General features: G+C 74.8%; 20 protein-coding genes and 1 pseudogene. 9 read left to right on the top strand and 12 right to left on the bottom strand.

Annotated features, from left to right (window positions below; translation table 11 throughout):
- From ACFWU6_RS30695 to ACFWU6_RS30705, 3 genes and pseudogenes are all read right to left on the bottom strand, one after another.
- Positions 1-1,428, bottom strand: a pseudogene (locus ACFWU6_RS30695) (hypothetical protein); the annotation flags it as partial.
- 115 nt (positions 1,429-1,543) lie between these two features.
- Entirely contained in the window at positions 1,544-2,458 is a 915-nt protein-coding gene (locus tag ACFWU6_RS30700; protein WP_383984369.1) for a hypothetical protein, read from the bottom strand.
- A 103-nt stretch (positions 2,459-2,561) separates the two neighbouring features.
- A complete protein-coding gene (locus tag ACFWU6_RS30705; protein WP_383984372.1) occupies positions 2,562-4,067 on the bottom strand; it encodes a hypothetical protein in 1,506 nt (501 codons plus the stop codon).
- A 153-nt stretch (positions 4,068-4,220) separates the two neighbouring features.
- Between ACFWU6_RS30705 and ACFWU6_RS30710 the strand changes: the two genes are divergently transcribed.
- Genes ACFWU6_RS30710 through ACFWU6_RS30720 form a run of 3 tightly spaced genes read left to right on the top strand, consistent with a single transcriptional unit; the run spans position 4,221 to position 6,483 of the window.
- On the top strand, positions 4,221-5,000 hold the full coding sequence (locus ACFWU6_RS30710; RefSeq protein ID WP_383984402.1) for a LamB/YcsF family protein: 780 nt from the start codon (positions 4,221-4,223) through the stop codon (positions 4,998-5,000).
- Positions 4,997-5,620: an allophanate hydrolase subunit 1 gene (locus tag ACFWU6_RS30715; protein WP_383984375.1), complete on the top strand. Its 624-nt coding sequence runs from the start codon at positions 4,997-4,999 to the stop codon at positions 5,618-5,620. The genes ACFWU6_RS30710 and ACFWU6_RS30715 overlap by 4 nt, the downstream gene beginning before the upstream one ends.
- Positions 5,617-6,483 (top strand): biotin-dependent carboxyltransferase family protein, encoded by an 867-nt coding sequence (locus ACFWU6_RS30720; RefSeq protein ID WP_383806613.1) that lies wholly within the window; start codon positions 5,617-5,619, stop codon positions 6,481-6,483. The genes ACFWU6_RS30715 and ACFWU6_RS30720 overlap by 4 nt, the downstream gene beginning before the upstream one ends.
- Positions 6,484-7,068: 585 nt before the next feature.
- Here ACFWU6_RS30720 and ACFWU6_RS30725 read toward each other — a convergent pair.
- On the bottom strand, positions 7,069-8,466 hold the full coding sequence (locus ACFWU6_RS30725) for a HEAT repeat domain-containing protein (protein WP_383984378.1): 1,398 nt from the start codon (positions 8,464-8,466) through the stop codon (positions 7,069-7,071).
- A 332-nt stretch (positions 8,467-8,798) separates the two neighbouring features.
- Positions 8,799-9,221 (bottom strand): ankyrin repeat domain-containing protein, encoded by a 423-nt coding sequence (locus ACFWU6_RS30730; protein WP_383984381.1) that lies wholly within the window; start codon positions 9,219-9,221, stop codon positions 8,799-8,801.
- Positions 9,222-9,537: 316 nt separating this feature from the next.
- Between ACFWU6_RS30730 and ACFWU6_RS30735 the strand changes: the two genes are divergently transcribed.
- Both ACFWU6_RS30735 and ACFWU6_RS30740 read left to right on the top strand, forming a co-directional pair.
- Positions 9,538-9,732, top strand: coding sequence for a hypothetical protein (locus ACFWU6_RS30735; RefSeq protein ID WP_030706611.1), 195 nt, complete (start codon positions 9,538-9,540; stop codon positions 9,730-9,732).
- 72 nt (positions 9,733-9,804) lie between these two features.
- Positions 9,805-11,430 carry a hypothetical protein gene (locus tag ACFWU6_RS30740; protein WP_383984384.1) on the top strand — a complete coding sequence of 542 codons (1,626 nt, stop codon included), beginning with the start codon at positions 9,805-9,807 and terminating at the stop codon, positions 11,428-11,430.
- Positions 11,431-11,509: 79 nt separating this feature from the next.
- On the opposite strand, the gene ACFWU6_RS30745 is transcribed toward ACFWU6_RS30740, so the two are convergent.
- Positions 11,510-13,012, bottom strand: coding sequence for a PLP-dependent aminotransferase family protein (locus ACFWU6_RS30745; protein WP_383806624.1), 1,503 nt, complete (start codon positions 13,010-13,012; stop codon positions 11,510-11,512).
- Between the two features lie 181 nt (positions 13,013-13,193).
- Here ACFWU6_RS30745 and ACFWU6_RS30750 point away from each other — a divergent pair, with 181 nt between their 5' ends.
- The 3 genes from ACFWU6_RS30750 to ACFWU6_RS30760 all read left to right on the top strand — a co-directional run bounded on the left by ACFWU6_RS30750 (position 13,194) and on the right by ACFWU6_RS30760 (position 16,111).
- Positions 13,194-13,964 (top strand): glycerophosphodiester phosphodiesterase family protein, encoded by a 771-nt coding sequence (locus ACFWU6_RS30750; RefSeq protein WP_383984387.1) that lies wholly within the window; start codon positions 13,194-13,196, stop codon positions 13,962-13,964.
- A 76-nt stretch (positions 13,965-14,040) separates the two neighbouring features.
- Positions 14,041-15,423 (top strand): MFS transporter, encoded by a 1,383-nt coding sequence (locus ACFWU6_RS30755; RefSeq protein WP_383984390.1) that lies wholly within the window; start codon positions 14,041-14,043, stop codon positions 15,421-15,423.
- 313 nt (positions 15,424-15,736) lie between these two features.
- Complete coding sequence (locus ACFWU6_RS30760) at positions 15,737-16,111, top strand: RNA polymerase-binding protein RbpA (protein ID WP_007262928.1); 375 nt, start codon at positions 15,737-15,739, stop codon at positions 16,109-16,111.
- Positions 16,112-16,205: 94 nt separating this feature from the next.
- Here the strand turns inward: ACFWU6_RS30760 and fxsA are convergent, their stop codons facing one another.
- From fxsA to ACFWU6_RS30780, 4 genes are all read right to left on the bottom strand, one after another.
- Positions 16,206-16,802 carry an FxsA family membrane protein gene (fxsA, locus tag ACFWU6_RS30765; protein WP_383806632.1) on the bottom strand — a complete coding sequence of 199 codons (597 nt, stop codon included), beginning with the start codon at positions 16,800-16,802 and terminating at the stop codon, positions 16,206-16,208.
- A gap of 113 nt (positions 16,803-16,915) precedes the next feature.
- A complete protein-coding gene (locus ACFWU6_RS30770) occupies positions 16,916-17,740 on the bottom strand; it encodes a polyprenol monophosphomannose synthase (RefSeq protein ID WP_383984393.1) in 825 nt (274 codons plus the stop codon).
- A 307-nt stretch (positions 17,741-18,047) separates the two neighbouring features.
- A complete protein-coding gene (locus ACFWU6_RS30775) occupies positions 18,048-19,676 on the bottom strand; it encodes an amidohydrolase (protein WP_383984396.1) in 1,629 nt (542 codons plus the stop codon).
- 55 nt (positions 19,677-19,731) lie between these two features.
- On the bottom strand, positions 19,732-20,172 hold the full coding sequence (locus ACFWU6_RS30780; protein WP_328303565.1) for an Lrp/AsnC family transcriptional regulator: 441 nt from the start codon (positions 20,170-20,172) through the stop codon (positions 19,732-19,734).
- Between the two features lie 217 nt (positions 20,173-20,389).
- Between ACFWU6_RS30780 and ACFWU6_RS30785 the strand changes: the two genes are divergently transcribed.
- A complete protein-coding gene (locus tag ACFWU6_RS30785; protein ID WP_383806639.1) occupies positions 20,390-20,845 on the top strand; it encodes a hypothetical protein in 456 nt (151 codons plus the stop codon).
- Positions 20,846-20,861: 16 nt separating this feature from the next.
- On the opposite strand, the gene ACFWU6_RS30790 is transcribed toward ACFWU6_RS30785, so the two are convergent.
- Both ACFWU6_RS30790 and ACFWU6_RS30795 read right to left on the bottom strand, forming a co-directional pair.
- Entirely contained in the window at positions 20,862-21,953 is a 1,092-nt protein-coding gene (locus ACFWU6_RS30790; RefSeq protein ID WP_383806642.1) for a phosphotransferase family protein, read from the bottom strand.
- A gap of 127 nt (positions 21,954-22,080) precedes the next feature.
- Complete coding sequence (locus ACFWU6_RS30795; protein ID WP_383984399.1) at positions 22,081-23,214, bottom strand: hypothetical protein; 1,134 nt, start codon at positions 23,212-23,214, stop codon at positions 22,081-22,083.
- Positions 23,215-24,197: the final 983 nt, after the last annotated feature.

The raw sequence follows: 24,197 nt of genomic DNA on the forward strand, positions 1-24,197 counted from the left end.
GCTCTGGAGCTCGGCGGAACGCTCCTCCTCCTCGTTGGCGAGGCGCTCGCCGTGCTCGGCGGCCGTGTGCAGGGCCCGTACGAGCTGGCCGGCGGCCGTGGCCCGGGCGGCGAGCGCGGGGGCGGCGTCCCGCTCGGCCTCGCGGATCGCGGCGGCGACGCGGGCGGAGCGGTCGGCGGCGGCCCGGTGGCGCAGGACGTTCTCGGCGGCCTGCCAGGCGGAGTGCAGGGTCCGCGCTTCGAGGAGTTCGCGGCGCTGGGCGGCCGCGGCCTTGTCGGCGACGGTCAGGGCCAGCGAGGCGTGCCGGTAGGCGAGTTCGGCGGACACGGCGGCGCTGCGGGCGCGGGCCGTTTCGGCGACGGTGACCTCGTGCGCGGCGCCGGTGACCCGCTGGGCGAGGTCGGCGGCGCGGCCGCGCTCCTCGCCCGCCCGGGCGGACAGCCGCCGGGCGAGGGTGCGCGTACGGCGTTCGGCGCCGGCGTGGACGTCGCGCAGGCGGGAGCGGGCGCCGGCGGCCTCGACGATGCGGGTGAGCAGGTCCACGGAGCCGGCGGTGAAGTCCCGTTCGGCCATCAGCTCGGCGCGGCGGCCCAGTTTGTTGCCGAAGCCGTGGACGAGGTCGGCGAGGCCGTCCGTGTCGCGGGTGTCGGTGACGGCGCGCAGCAGCAGGTCGGTGAAGTCGGAGTCCTTCTTGACCGCGAAGAGGCCGGCGGCCTCGCCCTCGTCGGCGTTCATCTCGCGCTGGTAGCGGAAGAGTTCGGGGTCGAGGCCGAGATCGGTGAGGTGCTCGTTCCAGCGGTCGTGGATCTCCTCGAAGTACACCTCGAGGTGCGGGTACGCCTTGCCGGCCTCGGTCAGGGCGTCGCGGAAGCCCTTCATGGTGCGGCGGCGGCCCTGGGCGCCCGAGACGCCCTCGACGGGCGGGCGGACGGTGGTCGCCTCGGCGACGGGCAGGTTGTCGAGGCTGAGGCCCGGCCCGGGGCGGAAGGAGTACCAGGCCTCGGCGAACTTGCGGGGGTCGTTGGAGACCTGGCGGCCGCGCCACTCGCTGACCTTGCCGACGACCACGCACTCGCCGGTCTGGGTGTGCTGCCACTCCAGGGCGACGTGGCCGCAGTCGTCGGCCAGCAGGAACTTGCGCAGCACGCCGGAGCTGGCGCCGCCGAGGGTGTTGCGGTGGCCGGGCAGCATCACCGAGAAGATCAGCTTGAGCAGGACGGACTTGCCGCCGCCGTTCTCCAGGAAGAGCACGCCGGCGGGCGCCGGGCGGCGCGGCGGCCCGGTGGGCTCGTCCTCGAAGAACTCCGCCTGGGCGGGCGCCGGGTGGGGCACCGGCTCGCCGACTCCGCGCAGGTCGAGCACGGTGTCGGCGTAGCGCGCACCGGCGGGCCCGATGGAGTAGAGGCGGATCCGGGACAGCTCGTACATGGCGGCGGACTCTCGTGGTCTCTCGTGGGTCGTACGGAGGGCAGGTGGCGCGGGGGCTCGGGCGTGCGGGGCGGGGGCTCGGGCGTGGGGGGCCGCGGCCGTGGGGGCGCGGGGCTCAGGCGTGGAAGGGGAGCCCGGCGTCGGCGGCGAGTTCCAGGTCGTCGCCCTCGGGCGGCGGCAGGAGGGTGGCGGAGCCGTCGCTGACGGGGACCACGCCCAGCTCCAGCAGCTCGGCCATGGCCGCGCTCCCCGCCATGTCGCGGACCTGGAGCTGGTAGCGGGGGGTGGTGCGGTAGGTGCCGCCGGCCTCGTCGCCGGTGCGCTGGAGGAAGCCGGAGTCGGTGAGGAAGGCGGCGGCCTTGCCGACGATGCCGGTGGTGGAGCCGGCGAGGCGGCGGGCGTCCTTGGTGGCGCCGGTCGCGCTGCGGCGGGCGTAGACCCGCCAGGCGGCCTCCAGGCCGGGGGCGTCGGAGGCGGGGTCGGTGTTCTCGCCGAGCTCCTCGGCGCGCTCCTCCAGGCGCCGGCAGGTCTGCCGGACGAAGGCGTCGACGCCGTTGACGGTGACGCGGCCGATGTAACCGTCGTCGCCGAGGTCCTCGGGGCGGGGGAAGGCGAGGGCGGCGACGCACAGGTGGGCGAGGCCGTGCAGGAACCGGTCGGCGGAGTCGGCGGCGGTGCGGCGGGCGTAGTCGCCCATGCGGACGGCGAACACGGAGTCCTCGCCGGCGGCCACGGCCATGCCGGCGCGTGCGGACACCTCCAGGACGACGAGGCCCAGGCCGGTGGCGACGGCATCGGAGAGCCGGGCGAAGGCGGGGTCCTCGCGGTAGCGGCGGAGCAGCTCGGCGTACTCGGCGTCGCGGGCGGGGAGGAGTTTGGGCTGGAGCCCGAAGGCGACGAGGCGGGCCGCGTCGGCGGCGTCGGCGGGTGTGACCGCGGGGGCGGCGGGGGCGGCTGCCGCTGCGGCGGCCGGGGTGGCGGGAGCCTCGGGCGCGCGCCACGCGGCGTACTCGGCGTGGTGGTCGCTCACGGGTGGATCTCCTCGGCGGTGCGGTGCGGCCGGGCGGCCGGGCGGGGTGGGGCGGTGGGGGTCCCGGGGGCGGTGGGGGTGCCGGGGGCCGGGTGGGGGGTGGTCATGCCGCCTCCGCGCGGTCTGCGGCCATGCCCGCGGCGTCCAGCAGGGCGGTGCCCACGATCAGGTCGGCGCCGCCGAATTCGGGGTCCTCCAGCTGGGTGCCGTCGTCCACCGCGAAGAGCAGCCGCTCCTCGCCCTGGCGGTAGGCGGTGCCGACGGCCGGGCTCGCCGCGTGGACGGCCAGCAGGGCCACCAGGTACGGCAGGTCCGGGTCGCTGCGCCGGGCCTCGGCGAGCAGGCCGGACAGTCGGCGCGGGGCGTCGTGCGGGAGGTCGAGGAGCGCCTTGGCGGCCGCGAGCTGTTCCTCGCTGAAGCGGCTGTCGTCCGGGGTGGCGATGAGGTCGGGCTCCGGCATCTCCACGCCCAGGTGCTCCCGCTCCACGGGCGGGGTGAGCAGGATGTCGACCAGGTCTCCCACCCGGACGGAGACCGGGGTGCGCAGGCCCGCGCCGGCGGCGAAGAAGGCGTCGGTGACCCGCCTCGCCCGTTCCACCGGCAGCGGCAGCAGCGGGGCCACCAGTTGGCCGTACAGGTCGATGCCGGCGCCGGACACGGGCGCCGCGAAGGCCTGGCGGTCCTGTTCGGCACGGAAGAGCGGGCCCGCGTCCAGGAGCCGGGACTGGAGCTGGGTGTGGCGGCGGATGCAGTCCTTGACGATGTCGACGAGCTCGGCGGCGCGCCGCTTGTTGTCCGGGTCCTCGGCCTCGTCGCGGGCCTTGCGGATGTTGGTGAGGATGGCGTTCTCGTGCCGGTAGCGGTCGGCGACGTGGTCGAGGGCCTCCGCGATCATGTCGGGGACGGCCTGGAGCCAGTCCACGGCGCGGACGTTGCGCCGGGTGGCGTCCAGGGTGCGGCGCAGGGTCTCGGCGTACTGGACCGTCCGGTAGCGGGCCTGCTCGGCGGCGAGCTGGGCGTCGGCCAGCCGGCCGCGGCTGATCAGCACCTCCAGCTTCACCTCGGCGGCGATCTGGGCGCTGGTCACGTCCGTGTCGAGGGCGCCGACCAGGACGTTGACGGCTTCGTCGGTGGTGCGCAGGTAGACCGCGCCGCCGTGGCCGAGGACCTCTTCGATGAGTTTGAAGTCGTAGTCCCGGCGGACGTAGACGCCGTCGGGACCGAAGGTGCCGTAGATCGCGCGGAAGCCGCGGTCGACGCTGCCCACGTTGATGAGGTTCTCCAGCACCCAGCGGGCCACCCGCTCGTGCTCGGCCGCCGGGCGGTCCGGGGCCTGGGCGGCGACGCGCGGCAGCAGCCTGGCCACTATCTGCTCGTGGTCGGCTCCGGTGTCGAAGTCCATGTTGAGCGTGACCAGGTCGATCGCGGCGAGCGCGACCTCCGCCATGGCGTAGACCCCGTACTCGCCGGCCAGGTTGGCCTTGCGTACGTCGAGGTCGTGCAGCGGGGCGGTGCAGGCGAGGGCGCGCAGCCGCCGGGCCAGGCCCTCGTCGGCGGCCGGGCCCGGCGCCGGGGACGGAAGGGTCTTCGCCGGGGCGGGGAGAGTCACGGACAAAGACTAGGCGCTGACCCGGACAACATCCCAAACGGCATGGTTCGGCCGGATCGTCCCCGCCCCGGGGAGCGGCCGCCGCCGACCGGGCCGTCCCCGGATTCGGGGAGGGCGGGGGCGGAGCTGTTCTACGCTCACCGCATGGCTTCCATGATCACACCTCGCGAGGCGGCGATCGACCTCAACGCCGATCTCGGCGAGGGCTTCGGGCGCTGGACCCTGACCGACGACGAGGCCCTGCTGTCCGTCGTGACGAGTGCCAACGTCGCCTGCGGCTTCCACGCCGGGGACCCCTCCATCATGCGCCGGGTCTGCGAGCTGGCCGCGGAGCGGGGGGTGCGGATCGGGGCGCAGGTCTCCTACCGCGATCTGGCGGGCTTCGGCCGCCGGTCCATGGACGTGCCGGCCGGCGAGCTGACGGCCGAGGTGGCCTATCAGATCGGGGCGCTGGAGGTGTTCGCGCGGGCCGCCGGGTCCCGGGTGTCGTACGTGAAACCGCACGGCGCGCTGTACAACCGCACGGTGTACGACGCCGGCCAGGCCGCGGCCGTGGTCGCCGGGGTGCGGCTGGCGGCCGGTGCGGCGGGCCTGCCGGTGCTGGGCCTGCCCGGGTCTCTGCTGCTGGCGGCCGCCGAGGAGGCCGGGCTGGCCGCCGTACCGGAGGCCTTCGCCGACCGGGCCTACACGCCGGCGGGGACGCTGGTGCCGCGCGGCGAGCCGGGGGCGGTGCTGCACGATCCGGAGGCCGTCGTGGCGCGTGCGGTGCGGATGGCTGCCGAGGGGGTCGTGTCGGCGGCCGACGGCTCCGCCGTCCCGGTCGCCGCGCGCTCGCTCTGCCTGCACGGGGACACCCCGGGGGCGGCCGACCTCGCCCGGCGGGTCCGGGCGGCGCTGGGCGCGGCCGGAGTCGGCGTGCGGGCCTTCGCATGACGCTGAGGACGCTGGTGGTCGGCGGGGAGGCACTGCTGATCGAGGTGGCGTCGGCCGCGGAGGTGGCCGCGCTCCACGCCGAGCTGCTGCGGCGGCGGGCCGCGGGCGAGCTGGGCGGCGTACGGGAGGTGGTGCCCGCGGCGCGGACGGTGCTGCTGGACGGCGTGCGGGAGCCGGCGGCGCTCGCCGCGCGGATCGCCGGCTGGCAGGTGCCGCCGCTCGACGCCGCCGAGGGACCGCTGGTGGACGTGCCGGTGCGCTACGACGGTCCCGACCTGGCCGAGGTGGCCCGGCGGTGGGACGTGGCGCCGGGTGAGGTGCCGGGGCTGGTCGGCGGCATCGTCTTCCGGGTGGCCTTCTGCGGGTTCGCGCCCGGCTTCGGCTATCTGACGGGGCTGCCCGAACGCCTCCACCTGCCCCGCCGGAGCACGCCGCGCACGGCCGTGCCGACGGGCTCGCTGGCCCTGGCCGGCGAGTACGCGGGGGTCTACCCGCGCTCCTCACCCGGCGGCTGGCAGCTGATCGGCTCCACGGACGCGGTGCTGTGGGACCCGGAGCGGGAGCCGGCGGCGCTGTTCGCCCCGGGGGTACGGGTGCGGTTCACGGAGGTGAGGGGGTGAGCGGGCTCCTGGTGGTGCGGCCGGGGGCGCTGACGACGGTCCAGGACCTCGGCCGCCCGGGCCGCGCCCACCTGGGGGTCCCCCGTTCGGGCGCCCTGGACGGGGCGGCGTACGCGCTGGCCAACCGGCTGCTCGGCAATCCGCCGGGCGCGGCGGTCCTGGAGTGCACCCTCGACGGGGTGGGGCTGCGGGCCCTGGCCCCGGTGACCGTTGCGGTGACGGGCGCGCCCGCGGCCGTACGGGTGTCCGGGCGCCCGGCGGCCTGGGGCGCCCCGGTACGGGTGCCCGCCGGGGCGGAGCTGGAGGTGGGCCGGGCGGAGCGCGGGCTGCGCAGCTACCTCGGGGTCCGCGGGGGCTTCGCCGTGCCGCCGGTACTGGGCAGCCGCTCCACGGACCTGCTGTCGGGGCTCGGGCCGCCGGTGCTGGCGGGCGGGGTCCTGCTGCCGGTGGGGAGTGCGGGACGGGAGCCGGCCGCGGGGGCGGACCTGTGCCCCCTGCCCGGGCCGCCGTCGGAACTGCTGCTGCCGCTGCGGCCGGGGCCCCGGGCGGACTGGTTCACGGATGCGTCGCTCGCCGGGCTGTGGCGTTCGGTGTTCCGGGTGTCGGCGATGTCCAACCGCATCGGCCTGCGCACGGAGGCGGGGACGCCGCTGGTCCGCAGCCGGGAGGGGGAGCTGCCGAGCGAGGGGATGGTGCTGGGCGCGGTCCAGGTCCCACCGGACGGGCTGCCGGTGGTCTTCCTCGCCGACCACCCGGTGACGGGCGGCTACCCGGTGGTGGGCGTGGTCCCGCGGGGCCCCGCCCTGGACGCGGCGGCCCAGGCCCGGCCGGGCGTACCCGTGCGCTTCACCCGGTGCCGCTGAGCCCCACCGGACGCGGCGCGGCGCACCGGCCGCCCCCGGCTCCGTCCGAGCGATGGCCCGGGCGGACCGGTCGGGCGGACCGGTCGGGCGGACCGGTCGGGCGGACTGGTCGGGCGGGGCCCGCCGGGGCCGGCATCCGCCGCCCCGACCGCCACGTACCCGCGCCCCCGCCGGGAGGGGCGCCGCGAGCGCGGGCGGGCCCGGTCGGATCCACCCCCGGCGGTTCGGCCGCCGCGTAGCCGCCCCCGCGGACTTCGACGGAGTCGGGGCACGGGCGGGCGAGCCGGCAGCGGGGTCCGGCCGGCCGGCGCCGCGTACCCGTGCCTTCGGGGCGTCGGAGGCACGCGGTAGCGGGGCAGGGTCCGTACGCGGGGGTCCTGCGGGTGCCGTTCTCGTGCCGGCCGCGGTGTGGGCGGGCGCCGTCCGGGCGGACGGCTCCACCGCTCCGGTACCGGGCGGCGGTTCGGTCAGCCGGTACCGCGAGGCGGTTCGGTCGGCCGGCTGCCCGGCGCGCCGCGGCTCCGGTCGGCCCCCTCGGGCATCTCGGGATCTCCGCGGGTGCGCGCCACCCGTGGCGCCGGGGTCCTACACGGCCGATTCCGGGGTGATCCGGCTGCGGACCGCCGACTGCACGTCCTCTTCCTCGGCGGGGTCGGCCGCCAGCCGCCGCAGCCGGGGCGCGACCCTCGCGTCCGCCGTCTCGGCGTGGCGCGCGGCGACCTCGCGGGTGGTCTCCTCGCAGTCCCACAGGCACTCGACCGCGAATCCCGCGGCGAAGCACGGGTCCGTGCTGGCGAGGGCGCGGGCGGCGCTGCCCCGCAGGTGGGACGAGGAGGTCTCGCGGTAGATGTGGCGCAGCACCGGGGCCGCGCACGCGATGGCGAGCCGGCCCGCTCCGTCCACCAGGGCGAAGAGGCGCCGGGTGTCCGGGCCCGCGCCGCGGACCGTGGAGCGCAGGGCGCCCAGGACGAGCGGGGCGTCCTCGGGTCCGCCGCGGGTGGCGAGGGTGGCGGCGGCCGCCGCGCCGAGGGCGTCGGGTCGCTGGATCCAGCGCCGGGCCCGTTCGACGGCTGCGGGGCCGCACATGCGCTCGTAGGCGGCCACCGCGGGCTCGTCGGCGGCGGCCTCGATGAGGTCCAGCACGGCCGGGTTCTCCGGCTCGGCGAGGACCAGGTGGTGCAGGGCGGTGGCCCGGGCGGCCTCGCCGGAGGCTCCGGCGGCGGCCGCCAGGATCGCCGGACGGTCCTCGGGGGCGGCCACGGCGGCGAGGCAGCGGGCCGCGGGGACGTGCAGCGGCGTGCCGCGGCGCAGCCCGTCGCAGGCCCAGTCGAAGACGGCCTGGACCCCCCAGCCGGGGCGGGGTCCGCTCGGGGTGAGCTGGCGCTGCCAGCGGTCGAAGGAGCCCTGCTGCCGGGCGGCGCGCAGGCGTCCGCCGTACAGCGGCGACTCCTCCCACAGGCACCAGGGCCGGGGCTCGTAGGCGTCGCGGACGGCGGCGGCCAGCCGCGCCTCGCCCTCCGCCGTGGCGGGGAAGCGGGCCAGGACGGGCGCGGCGAGACCGCGCAGTCCCTCGTCGTCGTCGCGCAGGGCGAGTTCGTCGAGGGCCCAGGCCCAGTTCGCGCCGGAGGCGGCGTACCGGCGCAGCAGCATGAGCGCGTCGTCGCGGCCGTACGAGGCCAGGTGGCCCAGGACGGACAGGGCGAGGCCCGTCCGGTGGTCCTCCTCGTCGACGAGGTCGTCGGCGCAGAAGAGGTGGGTCTCGATGGCACCGAGGGGGCCGTCGAGATCCAGGTACAGCCGGGCGTAGTACAGGGAGCGGTTCTCGACCTGCCAGTCCTGGCGCGGATCGCGGAGCACGCATTCGTCGAGGGCGGCGAGGGCCTCGGCCCTGGGCGCCGCGAGCGCGTGCAGCGTGCCGTCACCGCGGCCCCGCTGGAGGAGCCCGAGCAGGGTACCGCTCGGCGCTATGACTGGTTCGAACATGGGAATGGCCTCAAATCAAGCTGGGGACGCAACCGGGAATCAAAATTCACAGGGCCGCGTAACAGCACGTGAGGACGTCCGCCGTCGGGTTCCGCTCGATGTAGACCATTGCCTTCTCACTCTCGTCGGTGGTTCGTGACCAGGGCGGCCGGGCCGGGCCGGACGCCCAGTGCGTCCCGCCCGCTCCTGCCCGTCCGTCGTGCTCGCGAATCGAATCCGACGCCATGATGACCCAGCCGGTTTGTGCGCCGCGACCACATTTACGGCCGCCGTGACCAACCTGTGAGGTCGGGAACCGGTCAGGCACGGGCACCGGCAGGACAAAAAGCGGACTACTTGGCTCCGAAGAGTTCCAGCAGGTCGGCCTTTGCGCACATGCGCGCGGTGTCCACGGCGGAGGGGGTTCCGGCGTGCGGATCGGCCCCGCCGGCGAGCAGCGCGCGGATCACGTCCTGCTCCCCCTTGAAGACGGCGCCGGCGAGCGGGGTCTGGCCGCGGTCGTTGGCGCGGTCGGCCTCGGCGCCGCGCGCGAGCAGGGCCGCGACGGCTTCGGGGTGCCCGTGGTAGGCGGCGAGCATGACGAGGGTGTCGCCGCGGTCGTTGGTGAGGTTCGCCGGGACGCCGGCGTCGAGGTACGCCGCGAGCGTCTCGGCCTCACCCTGGCGGGCGAGGTCGAAGATCTTGGTGGCCAGTTCGATGACGTCCTCGTCGGGGACGCCCTGGGGGCCGGAGCCGCCCTCGGTGTGCTCGCTCATCCTGCGTACCGCCTTCCACTCGCTGCTTGCGTGCCTGCTCGGGGCACCCGTTCCCCGGGCCGGGCGGGCAGGGGGGTGCACGGCACTGCGTCCGTACGGGTGAATCGCCAGGGTAGCGCCCGGACCTGCACGGGTCGGGCTCGAGGGGAGACCAGGATCACTCCTGACCCCCTTCCCGGCGGATGCGCCAGCCGGGCTGGGCCGGTCAAGTGAAAAACCGTCCCATTCACCCGTTTGCACCTTTTATCGCATTGATACTTGCTGTGAGCCTGGAAGGACTGATGGTGACTGTCCCCACCCACCAGGAGAAATTCTCATGGTCCTGTCGATCTCAGGTGTCGTCCTACTCGGCATCATCTGCTTCCTGTTCTTCAAGAAGGACGGGATGAAGCTGTCGCACGCGTTCGTGTGCTCGCTCTTCGGCTTCTTCCTCGCCGGCTCCGCCATCGCGCCGAGCATCACGGCGAGCACGGCGAGCCTCGCCAGCCTCCTCGGCGGGATCAAGCTCTAGGCCGGCCACGGCGCGACAACACATCAGCCCCACCCGAATCACCCGTCACGTCCACCACTCCAGGAGACGCCCGTGGCCCGGCGCCCACTTCCCCGCATCCTCAGCAGCGGCACAGCGTCGCTGGCCCGGGGCCGCGACTTCGCTCGCACGGCCGCCGACAGCGCCACGGACGTCCTCCATCCGCTCCTCACCATCGGACGCGGCCTGCGCATCCTGGCCTCCACCGGGCGGCGCAGGTGGTCGCAGACCCCCAAGGACAAGCGTGGTCCCGCGCTGTTCCTTGCGGCGGCCTGCGTCCTCGCGGTCGCACTCGTCCCCTACGGACCGCTCATCGCCCTGATCACCCTCATGGCGGCGGCGGCCTGGCAGGGCCGTGACCGCACTCCGGTGAACACCGGGCCCGGCGAGGCCGAGGCCGAACGGCTCGGCTCCCTCTACGAAGCCCTCGTGCCGTACTTCTCCATCCCGGAGGACCCCAGCCCGCTCTTCGCCCACGGCGGCGAGTGGGACAAGGCCCTGAGCGGCTACGAGTTCGACGAGGCGGGCCGCCTCACCCGGCTGCGCATCCGCTACCCGGCCTACTTCACCGACGGCGAGGCCGCCTCGCGGGCCCGGATCGAGGCACTGCTGCACGCCAAGTCCGGGCGCGGACGGGAGTACCACTTCGACTGGGACCAGGAGGGCAACCAGCTCCACCTGAGCGTGCTGGCGGCGCTGCCGACGTGCATCGCCGCCCAGCCCTTCGTCACCTCCCCGGGTGAGACCGTGCTCGGCTTCACCGACGCCGGGAGCGTCCAGCGCACCCTGCCCGTGCTGGCGGGGGGCGACGAGCCCCGCGACGTCCCCCCGGTCATCTGGCGCACCGGGCCGCGCTCCGCCGAACCCCATCTGCTGGCCGTCGGACAACCGGGCGCCGGCACCTCCACCCTGCTGCGCTCGATCGCCCTGCAGGCGCTGCGGCACGGCGGCGACGTACTGATCGTCGAGGGCGGTGGCAGCGGGGAGTACTCCTGCCTGTCCGGCCGCCCCGGCGTCCTCGCCGTCGAATGCGGGCCGACCGGGGCGCTGGCCACCCTGGAATGGGCCGCCCAGGAGACCGAGCGCAGGCTGATCGCCACCCACCGGGCCCGCGAGGCGGGCCGTCCGGCGCCCGAGGACACCCGGCGCCCGCTGTGGATCCTGCTGGACCGGCCGAGCGTGCTGGCGCACCTGGCCTCCGCCGACGGCCGCCCGGATCCGCTCGCCCAGCTCCAGGTGCCGCTGCGGCACGGCCGCGCCGCGCACATCACGGTGGTGGTGGCCGAGCAGTTCGACCACCTGGAGCTGCTGCACGACGCCGTCTGGCAGCACACCCGGGCCCGCGTCGTGCTGGGCCCCGCCGCCGTCCAGCAGATCGCCGACGTGCTGGGTCTGCCTCCGCACACCACCCCGACGGCGCAGGTGCCGCCGGGGCGGGGCTACGCCCGGCTCGGCGCCGGACCGGTCCACCGCCTCCAGGTGCCGGCCACGCCCGACCCGTACGACGACGCCGCGCATCCCGCGCACCGCCAGGCGGTACTGGAACTGCTGCCGGAGCGGGGCCCCGGACAGGACCCCGCCACCCCGGCGAAGCCGCTCCCGGCCCAGCCGCCGGCCCAGGCCCAGGGCCCGTCCATCGACGCCTCACCGATCCCGGAGGTCCCGGCCGAGGCCCCGTGACGGCCCGGCGCCCCCGCCGCACCCCCGCGCGGGGACACCACCCGGCGCCCCCGCCGCGCCCCCGGCCGGGAACCGGTGATCACGCCACGAACGTCCGCGGCGGCTCCGCCCCGCTGCCGCCCGCCCCCGTCCCCACCAGCCGCGCCGCCGCCGCCAGCCGGGCCGCTGCCTCCTCGGCCACCGGCCCGCCCACGGTGAACGGCAGCCGGACGTAGCCCTCGAAGGCGCCGTCGACCCCGAACCGCGGCCCCGAGGGGACCCGTACGCCGACGCGCTCCCCCACCTCCGCCAGCCGGGAGCCGGAGAGGCCGCCGGCCCTGGCCCACAGCGTCAGGCCGCCCTGCGGGACCACGAAGTCCCAGTCCGGCAGCTCCCGCCGCACCGCCGTGACCAACGCGTCCCGGTTCTCCCGCGCCTGGTCCCGGCGGATCAGGACGGCCTCCCGCCAGCCCCCGGTCCGCATCAGCCAGTTCACGGCCAGCTGTTCCAGCACGGGGGTGCCGAGGTCGGCGTACGCACGGGCGGCGACCAGGCTCCGGATCACATCGGGGGCGGCGCGGACCCAGCCGATCCGCATGCCCGCCCAGAAGGCCTTGCTCGCCGAGCCGACGGTGATCACCGTGCTGCCCCCCGGGTCGAAGGAACAGACGGGGCGGGGCATGGCCAGGTCCGGGTCCAGCTGGAGCTCGATCATGGTCTCGTCGGCGATCAGCACGGTCCCGGCCGACCGGGCGGCCTCCACCATGGCCCGGCGCTGGTCCTCCGAGGCCAGGGCCCCGGTCGGGTTGTGGAAGTCGGCGACGACGTAGGCGAGCCGGGGGGCCGAGTCGCGCAGGACCTGCCGCCAGACGTCCATGTCCCAGCCGGCCAGCCCGCCGGCCATCGCCACGGGTACGAGGCGGGCCCCGGCGGCGCGCATGAGCTGGAGGATGTTGGCGTAGGAAGGGGACTCGACGGCGATGCGCTCCCCGCGCCCGGCGAAGAGGCTGCAGATCGCGTCGATGGCGCCCATCGCACCGGTGGTGACCATGATCTGCTCGGGCATCGTGGGGATGCCCTGCTCGGTGTACCGGTCGGCGAGCATCCGGCGCAGCGCCGGGAGGCCCGCCGGGTAGTCCCCGTGGGTGTGGGCGTACGGCGGCAGCTCCTCCAGGGCCCCCTGTACGGCCTTGGTGAGCCAGGGCTCCGGGGCCGGCAGCGCGGCGCAGCCGAGGTCGATCATCGAGCCGAGGGACTCGGGCGGCAGCGGCTCCAGGCCGCGGGCGGGCAGCGGGTTGCCGGCGGGCACGGAGGTCCAGCTGCCCGCGCCCCGGCGGGACTCCACGAACCCCTCCCCGCGCAGGGCCTCGTAGGCGGCGGCGACGGTGGTGCGGCTGAGGGAGAGGGCCACGGCCAGCTCGCGCTCGGCCGGGAGGCGGGCGGCGACCGGCACCCGGCCTTCGAGTACGAGCAGCCGGATGCCGTCGGCGAGGGTGCGGTACGCGGGCGGCTTGCGGGCGCCGGGCACCGCGGTCCGCTCCTGCTGGGAGGCGACGAGTCGGGCGAGCTGAGCGGCACCGACCGCTGAGGTCCATTCGGCCATCGGTTCCGGTCCACTTCGTCGAATTGGCCTGCCGGAGGGCGCCGGAGGCCGGGATTGGATTGCCTGCTGCCGGTCCAGGGTGGCACGCGGCGGTCCACCGGCACCAGCCGGGCGCCCCGAGTTCACCATCCGCCCGTCCGGTCGCTCCCGTCCCGTGGGATGCAGGGGGCATACTGCCGCCGTGACGCACGTACGCCTTCGCCACCCGTATCTGGACCACCCCGCTCCGATTGCCTTCGCCCACCGCGGAGGCGCCGCGGACGGCCTGGAGAACACCGCCGCCGCCTTCCGCCGGGCCGCCGGCGCGGGCTACCGGTACTTCGAGACCGATGTGCACGCCACGGCCGACGGGAAGCTCGTGGCCTTCCACGACGCCACCCTCGACCGGGTGACCGACGGCGCGGGACGGATCTGCGAACTGCCCTGGAAGAGGGTCCGCGAGGTGCGGGTGGGCGGCACCGAGCCGCTGCCGCTCCTGGAGGAGCTGCTGGAGGAGTTCCCGCACGTCCGCTGGAACATCGACGTCAAGGCCGAGTCGGCGCTGCACCCGCTGGTCAACCTGATCGCGCGGGCGGGCGTCTGGGACCGGGTGTGCGTGGGGTCCTTCTCCGAGGGCCGGGTCGCCCGGGCACAGAAGATCGCGGGCCCCCGCCTGGCCACCTCCTACGGGGTCCGCGGGGTCCTGGGCCTGCGGCTGCGCTCGTACGCGATCCCCGCGGCCCTGCGCGTGGGCGCGGTGGCGGCGCAGGTTCCGGAGACCCGGGCGGGCATCCGCGTGGTCGACCGCCGCTTCGTCCGCACCGCGCACGAGCGGGGCCTCCAGGTGCACGTGTGGACCGTGAACGAACCGGAACGCATGGAAGCGCTGCTCGACCTGGGCGTCGATGGCATCATGACCGACCGGATCGACGTCCTGCGCACGGTGCTGGACCGGCGCGGGGCCTGGGCCTGACCGCCCGCCGGCCGCGTGCGCGCCGCGCACGGGCCGCGGCGGCCGAAGCGGTACGGGGACAGCGAGGGGGCACCCGATGAGTGCGCGGACGACGGACGAAGCCGAGCCCGGGGCCGGGGACGGCGGAGCCGCAGCGACGGCGGCCGCGGCGCGCAGGCGCGAGCAACACGGCTGGTACTTCTACGACTTCGCCTGCTCCGTCTACTCGACGAGCGTGCTCACGGTGTTCCTCGGGCCGTACCTGACGGCCGTGGCGAAGGCCGCGTCCGACGCCGAGGGGTACGTCCACCCGTTGGGCATACCGGTGCGGGCGGGGTCCTTCTTCGCGTACTCGGTGTCGGCCTCGGTGATCGTGGCCGTCCTGGTCATGCCGCTGGCGGGCGCGCTCGCGGACCGCACCGGCCGCAAGAAGCCACTGCTGGCGGCCGCGGCGTACACGGGAGCCGCCGCGACCGCGGGGATGTTCTTCCTCGACGGCGACCGCTACCTGCTGGGCGGGCTGCTGCTGGTCGTCGCGAACGCCTCGCTGGCGGTATCGATGGTGCTCTACAACGCGTTCCTCCCGCAGATCGCCACACCCGAGGAGCGGGACACGGTCTCCTCGCGCGGCTGGGCCTTCGGGTACACCTCGGGCGCGCTCGTGCTGGTGTTGAACCTGGTGCTGTACCAGGGCCACGACTCCTTCGGCCTCTCCGAGGGAGCGGCCGTCCGGATCTGCCTGGCCTCGGCCGGCGTGTGGTGGGGGGCCTTCGCGGTGATCCCGCTGCGCCGGCTGCGGGACCGGGCGGTGGTCCGGGCGGGGAACGCCGGCCCGGCGGCCAGCGGGTGGAGGCAGCTCGTCGCGACCTTGAAGGACATGCGGCGCTACCCGCTGACCCTGTCGTTCCTCCTCGCCTACCTGATCTACAACGACGGCGTGCAGACCGTCATCTCGCAGGCCTCGGTCTACGGCTCGGAGGAGTTGGAGCTGGACCAGTCCACGCTGATCGTGGCGGTGCTGCTGGTGCAGGTCCTCGCCGTGGCCGGTGCGCTGGGGATGGGCCGGCTGGCCCGCCGGCACGGCGCGAAGCGGACGATCCTCGGTTCGCTGGTGGCCTGGGGGGTGACCCTCGCTGCCGGGTACTTCCTGCCGGCGCGGACCCCGGTGTGGTTCTTCGCCCTTGCGGCGATGATCGGGCTGGTGCTGGGCGGCAGCCAGGCGCTGTCGCGTTCGCTCTTCTCCCACCTGGTGCCGGCGGGCAAGGAGGCGGAGTACTTCTCCGCGTACGAGATGAGCGACCGGGGGCTGAGCTGGGTCGGGCCGCTGGTCTTCGGCCTGACCTACCAGCTCACGGGCAGTTACCGGGACGCGATCATCTCGCTGGTGGCCTTCTTCGCACTGGGTTTCGTGCTCCTCGCACGAGTGCCGGTGCGGCGCGCGGTGGAGGCCGCAGGCAATCCTGTACCCGAACGCGTCTGAGAGCGGCTCCGCGCGCACTCCCGGCCCGGATCCACGATCGAATTCCGAACGAATTTAGACGTTGAAGCAAAGGGCCGGTAGTGTACGCCTTTGGCCTGCCAGGCGGACCGTTACTGCGCGCTTGAGAAGTGAAGACGTTGGGTGACATCTGCTGCCAGATGTGACAAAACGGGCAGTGGTGGGTACACAAGGGGCGGTACGACGGGCGACGCATGACCCGGAGCGGGAATCTATACCGCCGGCCGGACGTTGACCGGATGACGACGACAGCGACACCTGTCCTGTGGGCGACAAAGCCCGGGAGGCACGATTCATGAGTGAGCGAGCTCTCCGCGGTACGCGCCTCGTGGTGACCAGCTACGAGACGGACCGCGGCATCGATCTGGCCCCGCGCCAGGCGGTGGAGTACGCATGCCAGAACGGACATCGATTTGAGATGCCGTTCTCGGTTGAGGCAGAAATTCCGCCGGAGTGGGAGTGCAAGGCGTGCGGCGCCATGGCACTCCTGGTGGACGGGGACGGGCCCGAAGAGAAGAAGGGCAAGCCCGCGCGAACGCACTGGGACATGCTCATGGAGCGACGCACCCGCGAGGAGCTCGAGGAAGTGCTGGCCGAAAGGCTTGCGGTCCTCCGTTCCGGCGCCATGAACATTGCCGTGCATCCGCGGGACAGCCGCAAGTCCGCCTGACAGCCGGACGAAGCACGAACAAGCCGAGGGGCCCCGCCACACAGTTGTGGCGGGGCCCCTCGGCTTTCCGGCGTCGTGCGGCCCGCTCCCGGCCCTACGGGACGAGCGGCGGACGGTACCCGCTGTCCGGGCCGCCCTGCTGTCGGCCCGGCTCGTCGTCGCGGACGACCTCGCCCTGGACCACCTTGCCGTCCGGGTGGTGGATGCGCGCCTGCTGGAAGGCCTCGCCGAACGGGCCGGCCGGCGCGGCGGCCATCCTGCGCTCCAGCGAGCGGGCCGCCCGGCGGCCGACCCACGCCCGCACGGGCGGGAGCAGCAGGAGCAGGCCCGCCGCGTCCGAGACCAGACCCGGCATCATCAGGAAGAGACCCGCCAGCATCGTCAGGCCGTTGCCCCGGCCGGGCTGCTGGGGGGTGGGCTGCCTGCCCTGCTGGACCTGCTGGAAGGTTTCCGTCAGGTTCTTGAACGCGCGCCGTCCGGCCCGCTTGATCACCACGGCTCCCAGCACCATCCCGCCCGCGAGCAGCGCGGCGACGGTCAGCCCGCCGGCCGCGCCGGCGACCAGGCCGAGCAGCCAGATCTCCAGGATCAGCCAGGCGGCGACCGCCAGGGGGAGGAGCGTACGGGCGGGCGAGCGCCGTCGGGGGGCCGTCGAAGTGCCGGTCCGCAGGGAACCAGTGCCGGTCGTCATACCCCCAGTGTGCCCGGGTCGGCGTAAAAGGCGCCTCAGCCGGAGGTACCGGACAACCCCTAAGGGCCGTCCGGTGATCCCCGTCGGGCGCTGAGGGGATCACCGGACGGCCCTCAGGGGACCGGCGCGCAGGGCCGGGTGGACGGGGGCCGTGTCAGCGTCGGTCGGCGCGCCGCGGCCCTGCCCGGACGCAGCTTGGCCGCCTGGGCCTCGATCCCCCACTGGGTGACCCGCCACAGGGCCTCCACCAGGATGTCCCGGCTCATCTTGCTGTCGCCGAACTCCCGCTCGACGAAGGTGATCGGTACCTCCACGACGCGGAACCCCGCGCGCACGGCCCTGCGGGCCAGGTCGACCTGGAAGCAGTACCCCGCGGAGGCCACCGCCTCCAGGCCCAGCCCCTCCAGGGTCTCGCGGCGGAACGCCCGGTAGCCGCCGGTCACGTCCCGCATCGGCAGGCCCAGCACCATCCGCGCATAGGTCGAGCCGCCGCGCGAGAGGAACTCGCGGCGCTTGGGCCAGTTCACCACGCGCCCGCCCGGCACCCAGCGCGAACCGAGGACCAGGTCCGCGCCGGCCAGTGCGGTCAGCAGCCGGGGCAGCTCCTCGGGCCGGTGGGAGCCGTCGGCGTCCATTTCGACGACCACGCCGTAGTCCCGCGCCAGGGCCCAGGCGAAACCAGCGAGGTAGGCGGCGCCCAGACCCTCCTTGCCCGAGCGGTGCAGCACGTGCACGTGTGCGTCACCGGCCGCCAGCTCGTCGGCGGTCTTGCCCGTGCCGTCCGGGCTGTTGTCGTCCGCGACGAGGACGTGGGCCTCGGGGACCGCCGCCCGCACCCGGCCGACGATCAGCCGGATGTTCTCCGCCTCGTTGTAGGTCGGAATGATCACCAGGGCCGTACCGAGCGGCCCCCGGGTCCGCTGTCCGCCGTCGCTCACCGAGTCCCCTTTCGTGCCCCCGCACGCGTTCCGCGCCGGGTCGCAGGGGACGACTCTAGAGCAGTGGCCGGGGCCCGCGGTCCTTCGGGCCGGTCCGGACTCCCCGCTGGCTGCGGGCCGCCGTGACCGTTGTCTACTGGACCGCCGGGCCCCGACCCGGGGCCACCCGCCGCCCGGCGAAACCTTCCCTCGCCCCCGAGGCGCGGGCGCGCTGCGCAGACGGATCCGTCCGGCACGGACGTCCTGTGGTGGACCCGGCCGAACCTATCCGGGTCCGGCCGCCCGCACCGAACCCAGGACGGCCGGATCACCCCTGTGGGCGTACGAATACCTCCCGCCCGCCGACCACGGTGGCGAGGCACTGCGGGAGCTCGGCGCCCGGGGTCAGGTCCGGCAGTCCGGGGGTGCCCGAACGGGGGTCGGTCGACCAGCGCGAGACCCGGTCGTCGGGAGCCTGCACGATCAGCTCCTCGGTCCGCCAGACCGCGTAGTCGGCCGGGGCCCCGGGCACCAGGACGCCCGCGTCGTCGCGGCCCAGCGCGCGCCAGCCGCCCCGGGTGTGGGCGGTGAAGGCGGCCCGTACGGAGATCCGGTGCTCGGGCGTGCGGTGGAAGGCGGCGGCCCGGACCGTCCCCCACGGGTCGAGCGGCGTCACCGGCGCGTCCGAGCCGAAGGCCAGCGGGACGCCTGCCCTGAGCATGGCCGCGTACGGGTTGAGGCCCCGGGCCCGCTCCGCCCCCAGCCGGTCCGCGTACATGCCGTCCTCCCCTCCCCAGGCCGCGTCGAAGGCGGGCTGCACCGAGGCCGTCAGGCCCAGCTCCGCGAACGCGGCGATGGTGGCCGGGGTCATCATCTCGGCGTGCTCGACCCGGTGCCGGGCCGCTCGGACCCGCGCCGGGCCGACCTTCGCGGCGGCCGCGCGCACCCCCTCCACGACAGCGGTGAGCGCCGCGTCGCCGATGGCGTGGAAACCGGCCTGGAGGCCCGCCTCGGTGCAGGCGGCCACGTGCTCGGCGACCGCGCCCGCGTCCAGGTAGCCGGTTCCGGAGTGGGAGGCGTCGGCGTACGGGGCGTGCAGGCAGGCCGTGTGCGAACCGAGGGCGCCGTCCACGAAGAGGTCCCCGGCCGCTCCGACCGCCCCCAGCTCCCGGGCCAGCCCGAGGTCCCGGTCGGCCCAGTACCCGAAGACCCGCGGACCCGGCCGCCCGGCGGCCAGCGCCAGCAGCTCCGTGAAGTCCTCCGCGGAGGAGATCTCGGGCCCGCCGCACTCGTGCACGGAACCGATCCCCAGGGAGGCCGCCCGGTCCAGGGCGGCCCGCTGCGCCTCGGCGCGCTGGGCGGGCGTGACCGCGGCCAGCGCGGCCGCACGCACGGCGTGGTGGGCGTCGCGGGTCAGCGGCTCGTCGCCGCGGGCCTCCACCCCGGGCACCAGGTCCAGCAAGGCGGCGGTCACCACGGCCGAGTGCACGTCGATGCGGCTGAGGTAGAGCGGGCGGCCCCCGGCGGCCGCATCGAGCTCGGCCCGGCGCGGCGCCCGGCGCTCGGGCCAGCGGGCCGCGTCCCAGCCGTGCCCGAGGAGCACCCGGTCCCCCGGTCGGCTCGCGGCGTACGCCCGTACGAGCTCCAGCGCGGCGGGCAGGGAGCGCGCGCCGGTCAGGTCCAGGCCGGTGAGGGCGAGGCCGGCGGAGGTGGTGTGGACGTGGGCGTCGGTGAAGGCGGGCGTGACGAGCGCCCCGTCGAGGTCGACGACCTCGTCCACGCCCTGCGCGAAGGCGTCGGCGGCGCCTTCCGAGCCGACCCAGGCGATGTGGCCGCGTTCGACCACCATCGCGGTGGCGAAGGGGTCGGCGGGGCTGTGGACCTCGCCGCCGCGCAGGAGGACGGTGCGTGAGGGGGCTCCGGCGGCATCGGCGGAGCGGGCGGTGCGGTCAGTCATGCGGACCAGTCTCCCGTGTCCTCCGCCCCGCTCCGACCCCCGGGTCCCCCCGCCGCTACACCCGCGGCGGGCGCGCCTCGTACGGGGTGGAGAGGACCACCGTCGTGCGGGTCGAGACGTGCGCGAGCGCGCGCAGCCGGCCCAGCAGGTCCTCCAGCTCCAGAGGCGTCGCCACCCGGACCTTGAGGATGTAGTTCTCGTCCCCGGCGACGCTGTGGCAGGCCTCGATCTCGGGAACCCCGGACAGCCGCTCGGCGATGTCGTCGGGGGCGCTGGGGTCGAACGGCTTGACCGAGATGAAGGCCGTCAGGGGAAGGCCCACGGCCTCGGGGTCGACGACGGCGGCGTATCCGCGGATCACCCCGCGCTGCTCCAGTCGGCGTACTCGCTGATGGACCGCCGACGTGGACAGTCCGGTGGCCTTGCCCAGATCCGTGTAGCTCATCCGCCCGTCCCGCACGAGCAGATCAACGATCTGGCGGTCCAGCTCCTCCATTGCGCTCATAGCCGCTCAACCTAAGGCCCAAGGGCACTCCAGGCACAGTGCCGTCCACCTGCTGACAGCATCTGCGGCGGGCATGTGACCAAGGCCACAAGCCTGTGCATGCGTACAGCGGCCGGATGTGGTTACTCGTGCCGCGCGGCGGGAAGTGCTTGCTGTGGCCGTGGCTGAAGAATCTGGCCGCCCGGCCCACCCAAGGGGGAGTACATCCATGCTGAACACCAAGCGCACCGGTCGTACCGAACCGGAGCCCCTGGACCTTCTCGGCTCCGGCGAGGGCGCCTTCCCGGACGTCGACGACCTCGACGACGGCGAGGGCTTCGACATCCACCACGCGGTCTGCCCCGACTGCGGCCGGTCGATCGCCCTCGTCGCGGGCGAGGAGTACCTGCCGCAGCACGCGCTCTGCCTGACCCCGTGGAACCCCTTCGGGCTCACGGTGTGCGCGGGCACCGGCCGGCCGGCCTCCGACGCCCTGCCGACCGTGGGCGCGCTCCAGCAGGACGGCGCGCCGGAGCTGGAGCCCGTCGTCATGCTGTCCCTGCCCCAGGGGCTGGACTGGCGGACCCAGCCGTTCTCTCACGTCGGCGGCCCGGGCTCGCGTCCGGTCCGGATGGCGGCCCCCGTGCCGCCGCAGACCCGACAGCAGCACGCCCAAGCCGCCTGACCGGCCGCGGGAGCCCCTACCAGTACGTGCCCCGCACCATGGCGGCCAGGCTGGCGCCGTGCAGGATCAGGCCGTCCGGATCGGCCGGGACCTCGACCTCGCCGAAGTGCGCCTGCCGGTAGGCGATGCGCAGCATCACGATCGCGTGCCGCAGGGCCGCGTAGAGAGTGTGGAACTCCATGTCCCGCGGCGTGTGCCCGGTGAGTTCGGCGTAGCGGCGCTCGATGTCCTCGCGGCGCAGGAAGCCGGGCAGGCCCGGCTGTCCGAAGCCGACCGTGAGGTCCTGGAAGAACCGGTGGAGGTACACGGTCCAGCCGAGGTCGACCTCGCGCGGGGCGTAGGCCGCCATCTCCCAGTCCAGTACGGCGACGGGCGTGAAACCGTCGTAGACGACGTTCCCGATGCGCGCGTCACCCCAGGTGAGGACCGCCGGCCCTTCGTCGGCCGGCCACAGCTCCTCCAGTCGTACGAAGGCCCGCTCGATCAGCGGCGACGGCGCGAGTCCCCGCACCACCCAGGCGTAATAGGCGCGTTGGCCCTCGACGTGCCGCCGGAGCGGACTGCCCTCCCCCTCCGGGAGCAGGAACTGTGCTTCCGCGGCGGGGAACTGGTCGTGCAGGCGTGCCAGCAGGGCGACGCTCGCCTCCTGGAGTCCGGCGCGCTCGGCGTCGGTCGCGGCGTGCAGCCAGTTGCCCTCGTAGGTGTAGGGCATGACGTCGGGCGGGACCCGGCCCTCGGCGCGGGCCATCACGAAGAACGGCGCCCCGAGCGGCCCCGGATCCTCCTCCAGCCACTGCACGCGCGGGACGGGCAGGTCGGTGTGGGCGGCGACCAGGCTCATCACGCGGTACTGGCGCGGCATGTCGTAGGTGGGGAAGACGGTGTAGGCGGCCGGGTCGGCGGCGAGCCGCAGCGCGCAGGCGCGGAGCGGGGTGTCCGGGTGCTCTATGTCGAAGAGCAGGGTCTCGCTGGACATGCCGTTGGACCCGGGGACCGAGATGTTGGCGACCGCCGCCCCCGGAAGCCTGGAGTCCAGCCAGGCGGCGAGGCGGCGCCCGAGCTCCTCGGGCTCTCGGGTGGAGGTGCGCGGGCGTGGTGCGGATGCCATGGATACCCCTTCGGCGGGCTGCGGGACCGGGGTCGCCCGGTTTCGCCCGGCTGTGCGGCTGCTCGGCTGCGGCTGTGCGGGTGTGCGGCTGTGCGCGTGGGCGGCTGTGCGGGTACGGGGCCAGCGGTCACGGGGCCACGGAGGAGAAGTCGGCAAAGCCGCTGGGGTCGTGGCGGCCGAAGCTGCCGTGCTCGAAGATCCCGTGGCCGACCTGCCCGTCGAGGGTGAAGCGGGCCGAGTGGTCGGTGACCCCGAAGGCGGCCGCGGGGTGGGCGGCGGGGTCGGAGAGGTCGTACCGTCGGCGGTCGGTCCAGGCGCGGCCCTGCCAGCTTCCGTGCTGCCAGTCGGCTGCGGGCGGGTAGCCGGCGCCGACCGCGAGCGGGGAGGAGTTCAGGATCTCCACGCCGAGCTCGACGGGCTTGCGGGCGGGGTCGGTGAGGTGGACGACGGCGCTCTCGGGGTGCCGGCTGCCGGGACGGTAGCGGATGTCGGTGTGCGGCCAGCCGAGCTGGACGTCGTGGCGGCCGCTGCCCTCGGGGAAGACCTGCACGGCCTCGTTGAGGGTGCGGTGGCCGTCGGCGTCCTCCTGGGCGACGACCATGAGGAAGCGGTCCTCGAAACGGACGGGTATCCAGAGCCAGTGGAACCCCTCGGGCCGGTACTCCTCGGCCGCCCGCCCCCCGTCCTCGCCGGGTAGCGGCCGCACCCCCCAACTGCGGTCGCGGGTACCGGTCCACTCCCCCGGGGCCAGAGCGGTTTCCTCCCCCTTGGCCCGTATGGTGCCGCTGACCGTGCCGGCCTGCACGAAGCGGCGGCCTTCGAGCATGAGGCGGTCGCCGCGCCGCTGGACGTGATGGGGCTCCCAGAGCGCCGGGAAGGCCGCCGTCCAGACCACGTCGTACGAGAGTCCGTCGGGGTCCTCCGGGTCGGCGGCGCAGCGGAGGGTGAGCCTGCGCAGGGGCGCGTCGACGGTGATGGACAGCGGGCCGACGGAGAGGTCCATCCGGTCGTCGGTGAGCGCGTCGGAGGCGCGGACGACCAGGAGTTCGTCACCGATGCGCAGGGTGGCGTAGGCGTCGATGACGCCGGCGTTGGGGTAGACGCCGAGCCCGAGGATGAGGAGGGCGCGGCCGGCATGGTCGAAGACGTGGAAGATGCACCGGTCGTAGGCGTTGCGGTCGCCACTGACGAGGTGCTTCATCGACAGGGGAGCCTGGTGGATGGGGTACTCGTCGAGGGCGATGGGCCGGTCGGCGGGCATGGCGGACCTCCTGGACACGGTGCGGGCGACGTCACCTCGGGCGAATATGACGGTACGTCAGATGCCAGTCCAGGGGCCATAGTTCTGGCACGGGGGGCGGGGGCGGGGGCTTCGGGAGGCGGGGCGGGGGCTTTGAGGGTGGGGCGGGGGTGGTGGGGGCGGGGGCCTCGGCGGGACGGGAATGGACAGGTTTGGGGGTTTCCCGTCAGTCTCATCGTCTCTCCGGGTCGGGCCGGTCCCTCAAGGGCGCTCCTCCTTCGTCGTCGCGTCGCTTCGCGATGGCCTTCGGCCACCCTTGACCGACCGTCCCGCCCCGGACATACGAAGACTGTCGGGAACCCCCCAAAGGAACGGGCCGGGGGGAGCAGTCCACATCGGCCCTGGCCAGGGATGGGCGGGCGGTCTTCGGGGCGCGTCAGATCGCTACGCGCTTCTCCCGGCATAGCGGCTGCGGTCCGTCTGGGGCTGGGCATAGGCCGCCCGCGATGGGTGGTGGGGGCGCTGGGACGGCGTCTGCGGGCCGTGAGGGAGGTAAACGATCAGATCGTGGAGCGTGAGGTCGGATTCATCAACCTCCCGCTCCCACACAGCCTGTTCCGACCCCCATCGGACGTCTGTATGGGGGAGATGACCCGCTGACGGGTCTTGGGTGGGTGGACGGCGGTCGGACGCTCGACCGAGGGAAGCGCGTAGCGATCTGTTGCGTGAGGCCCGGCGGACTGCCGCCAGGGTCATCTCACCGCTGTTTGGCGCAGGTACCCGGCTGCCCGGTCCGGAAAGGAGTGCCCTGGGCCCCGCCTGGAGGGCGTGCCCGCTACATGAGCCCCAGACGGACCGCAGCCGCCAAGCAAAGAGAAGCGCGTAGCGATCTGATGCGCCCCGAAGCCCGCCCGCCCTTCCCTGGCCGCCGGGAAGGGGATATGTCCCCCCGGCCCGTTCCTTTGGGGGGTTCCCGACAGTCTTCGTATGTCCGGGGCGGGACG

This window comes from Streptomyces sp. NPDC058674 (genome assembly GCF_042716505.1).
Classification (GTDB): Bacteria; Actinomycetota; Actinomycetes; order Streptomycetales; family Streptomycetaceae; genus Streptomyces.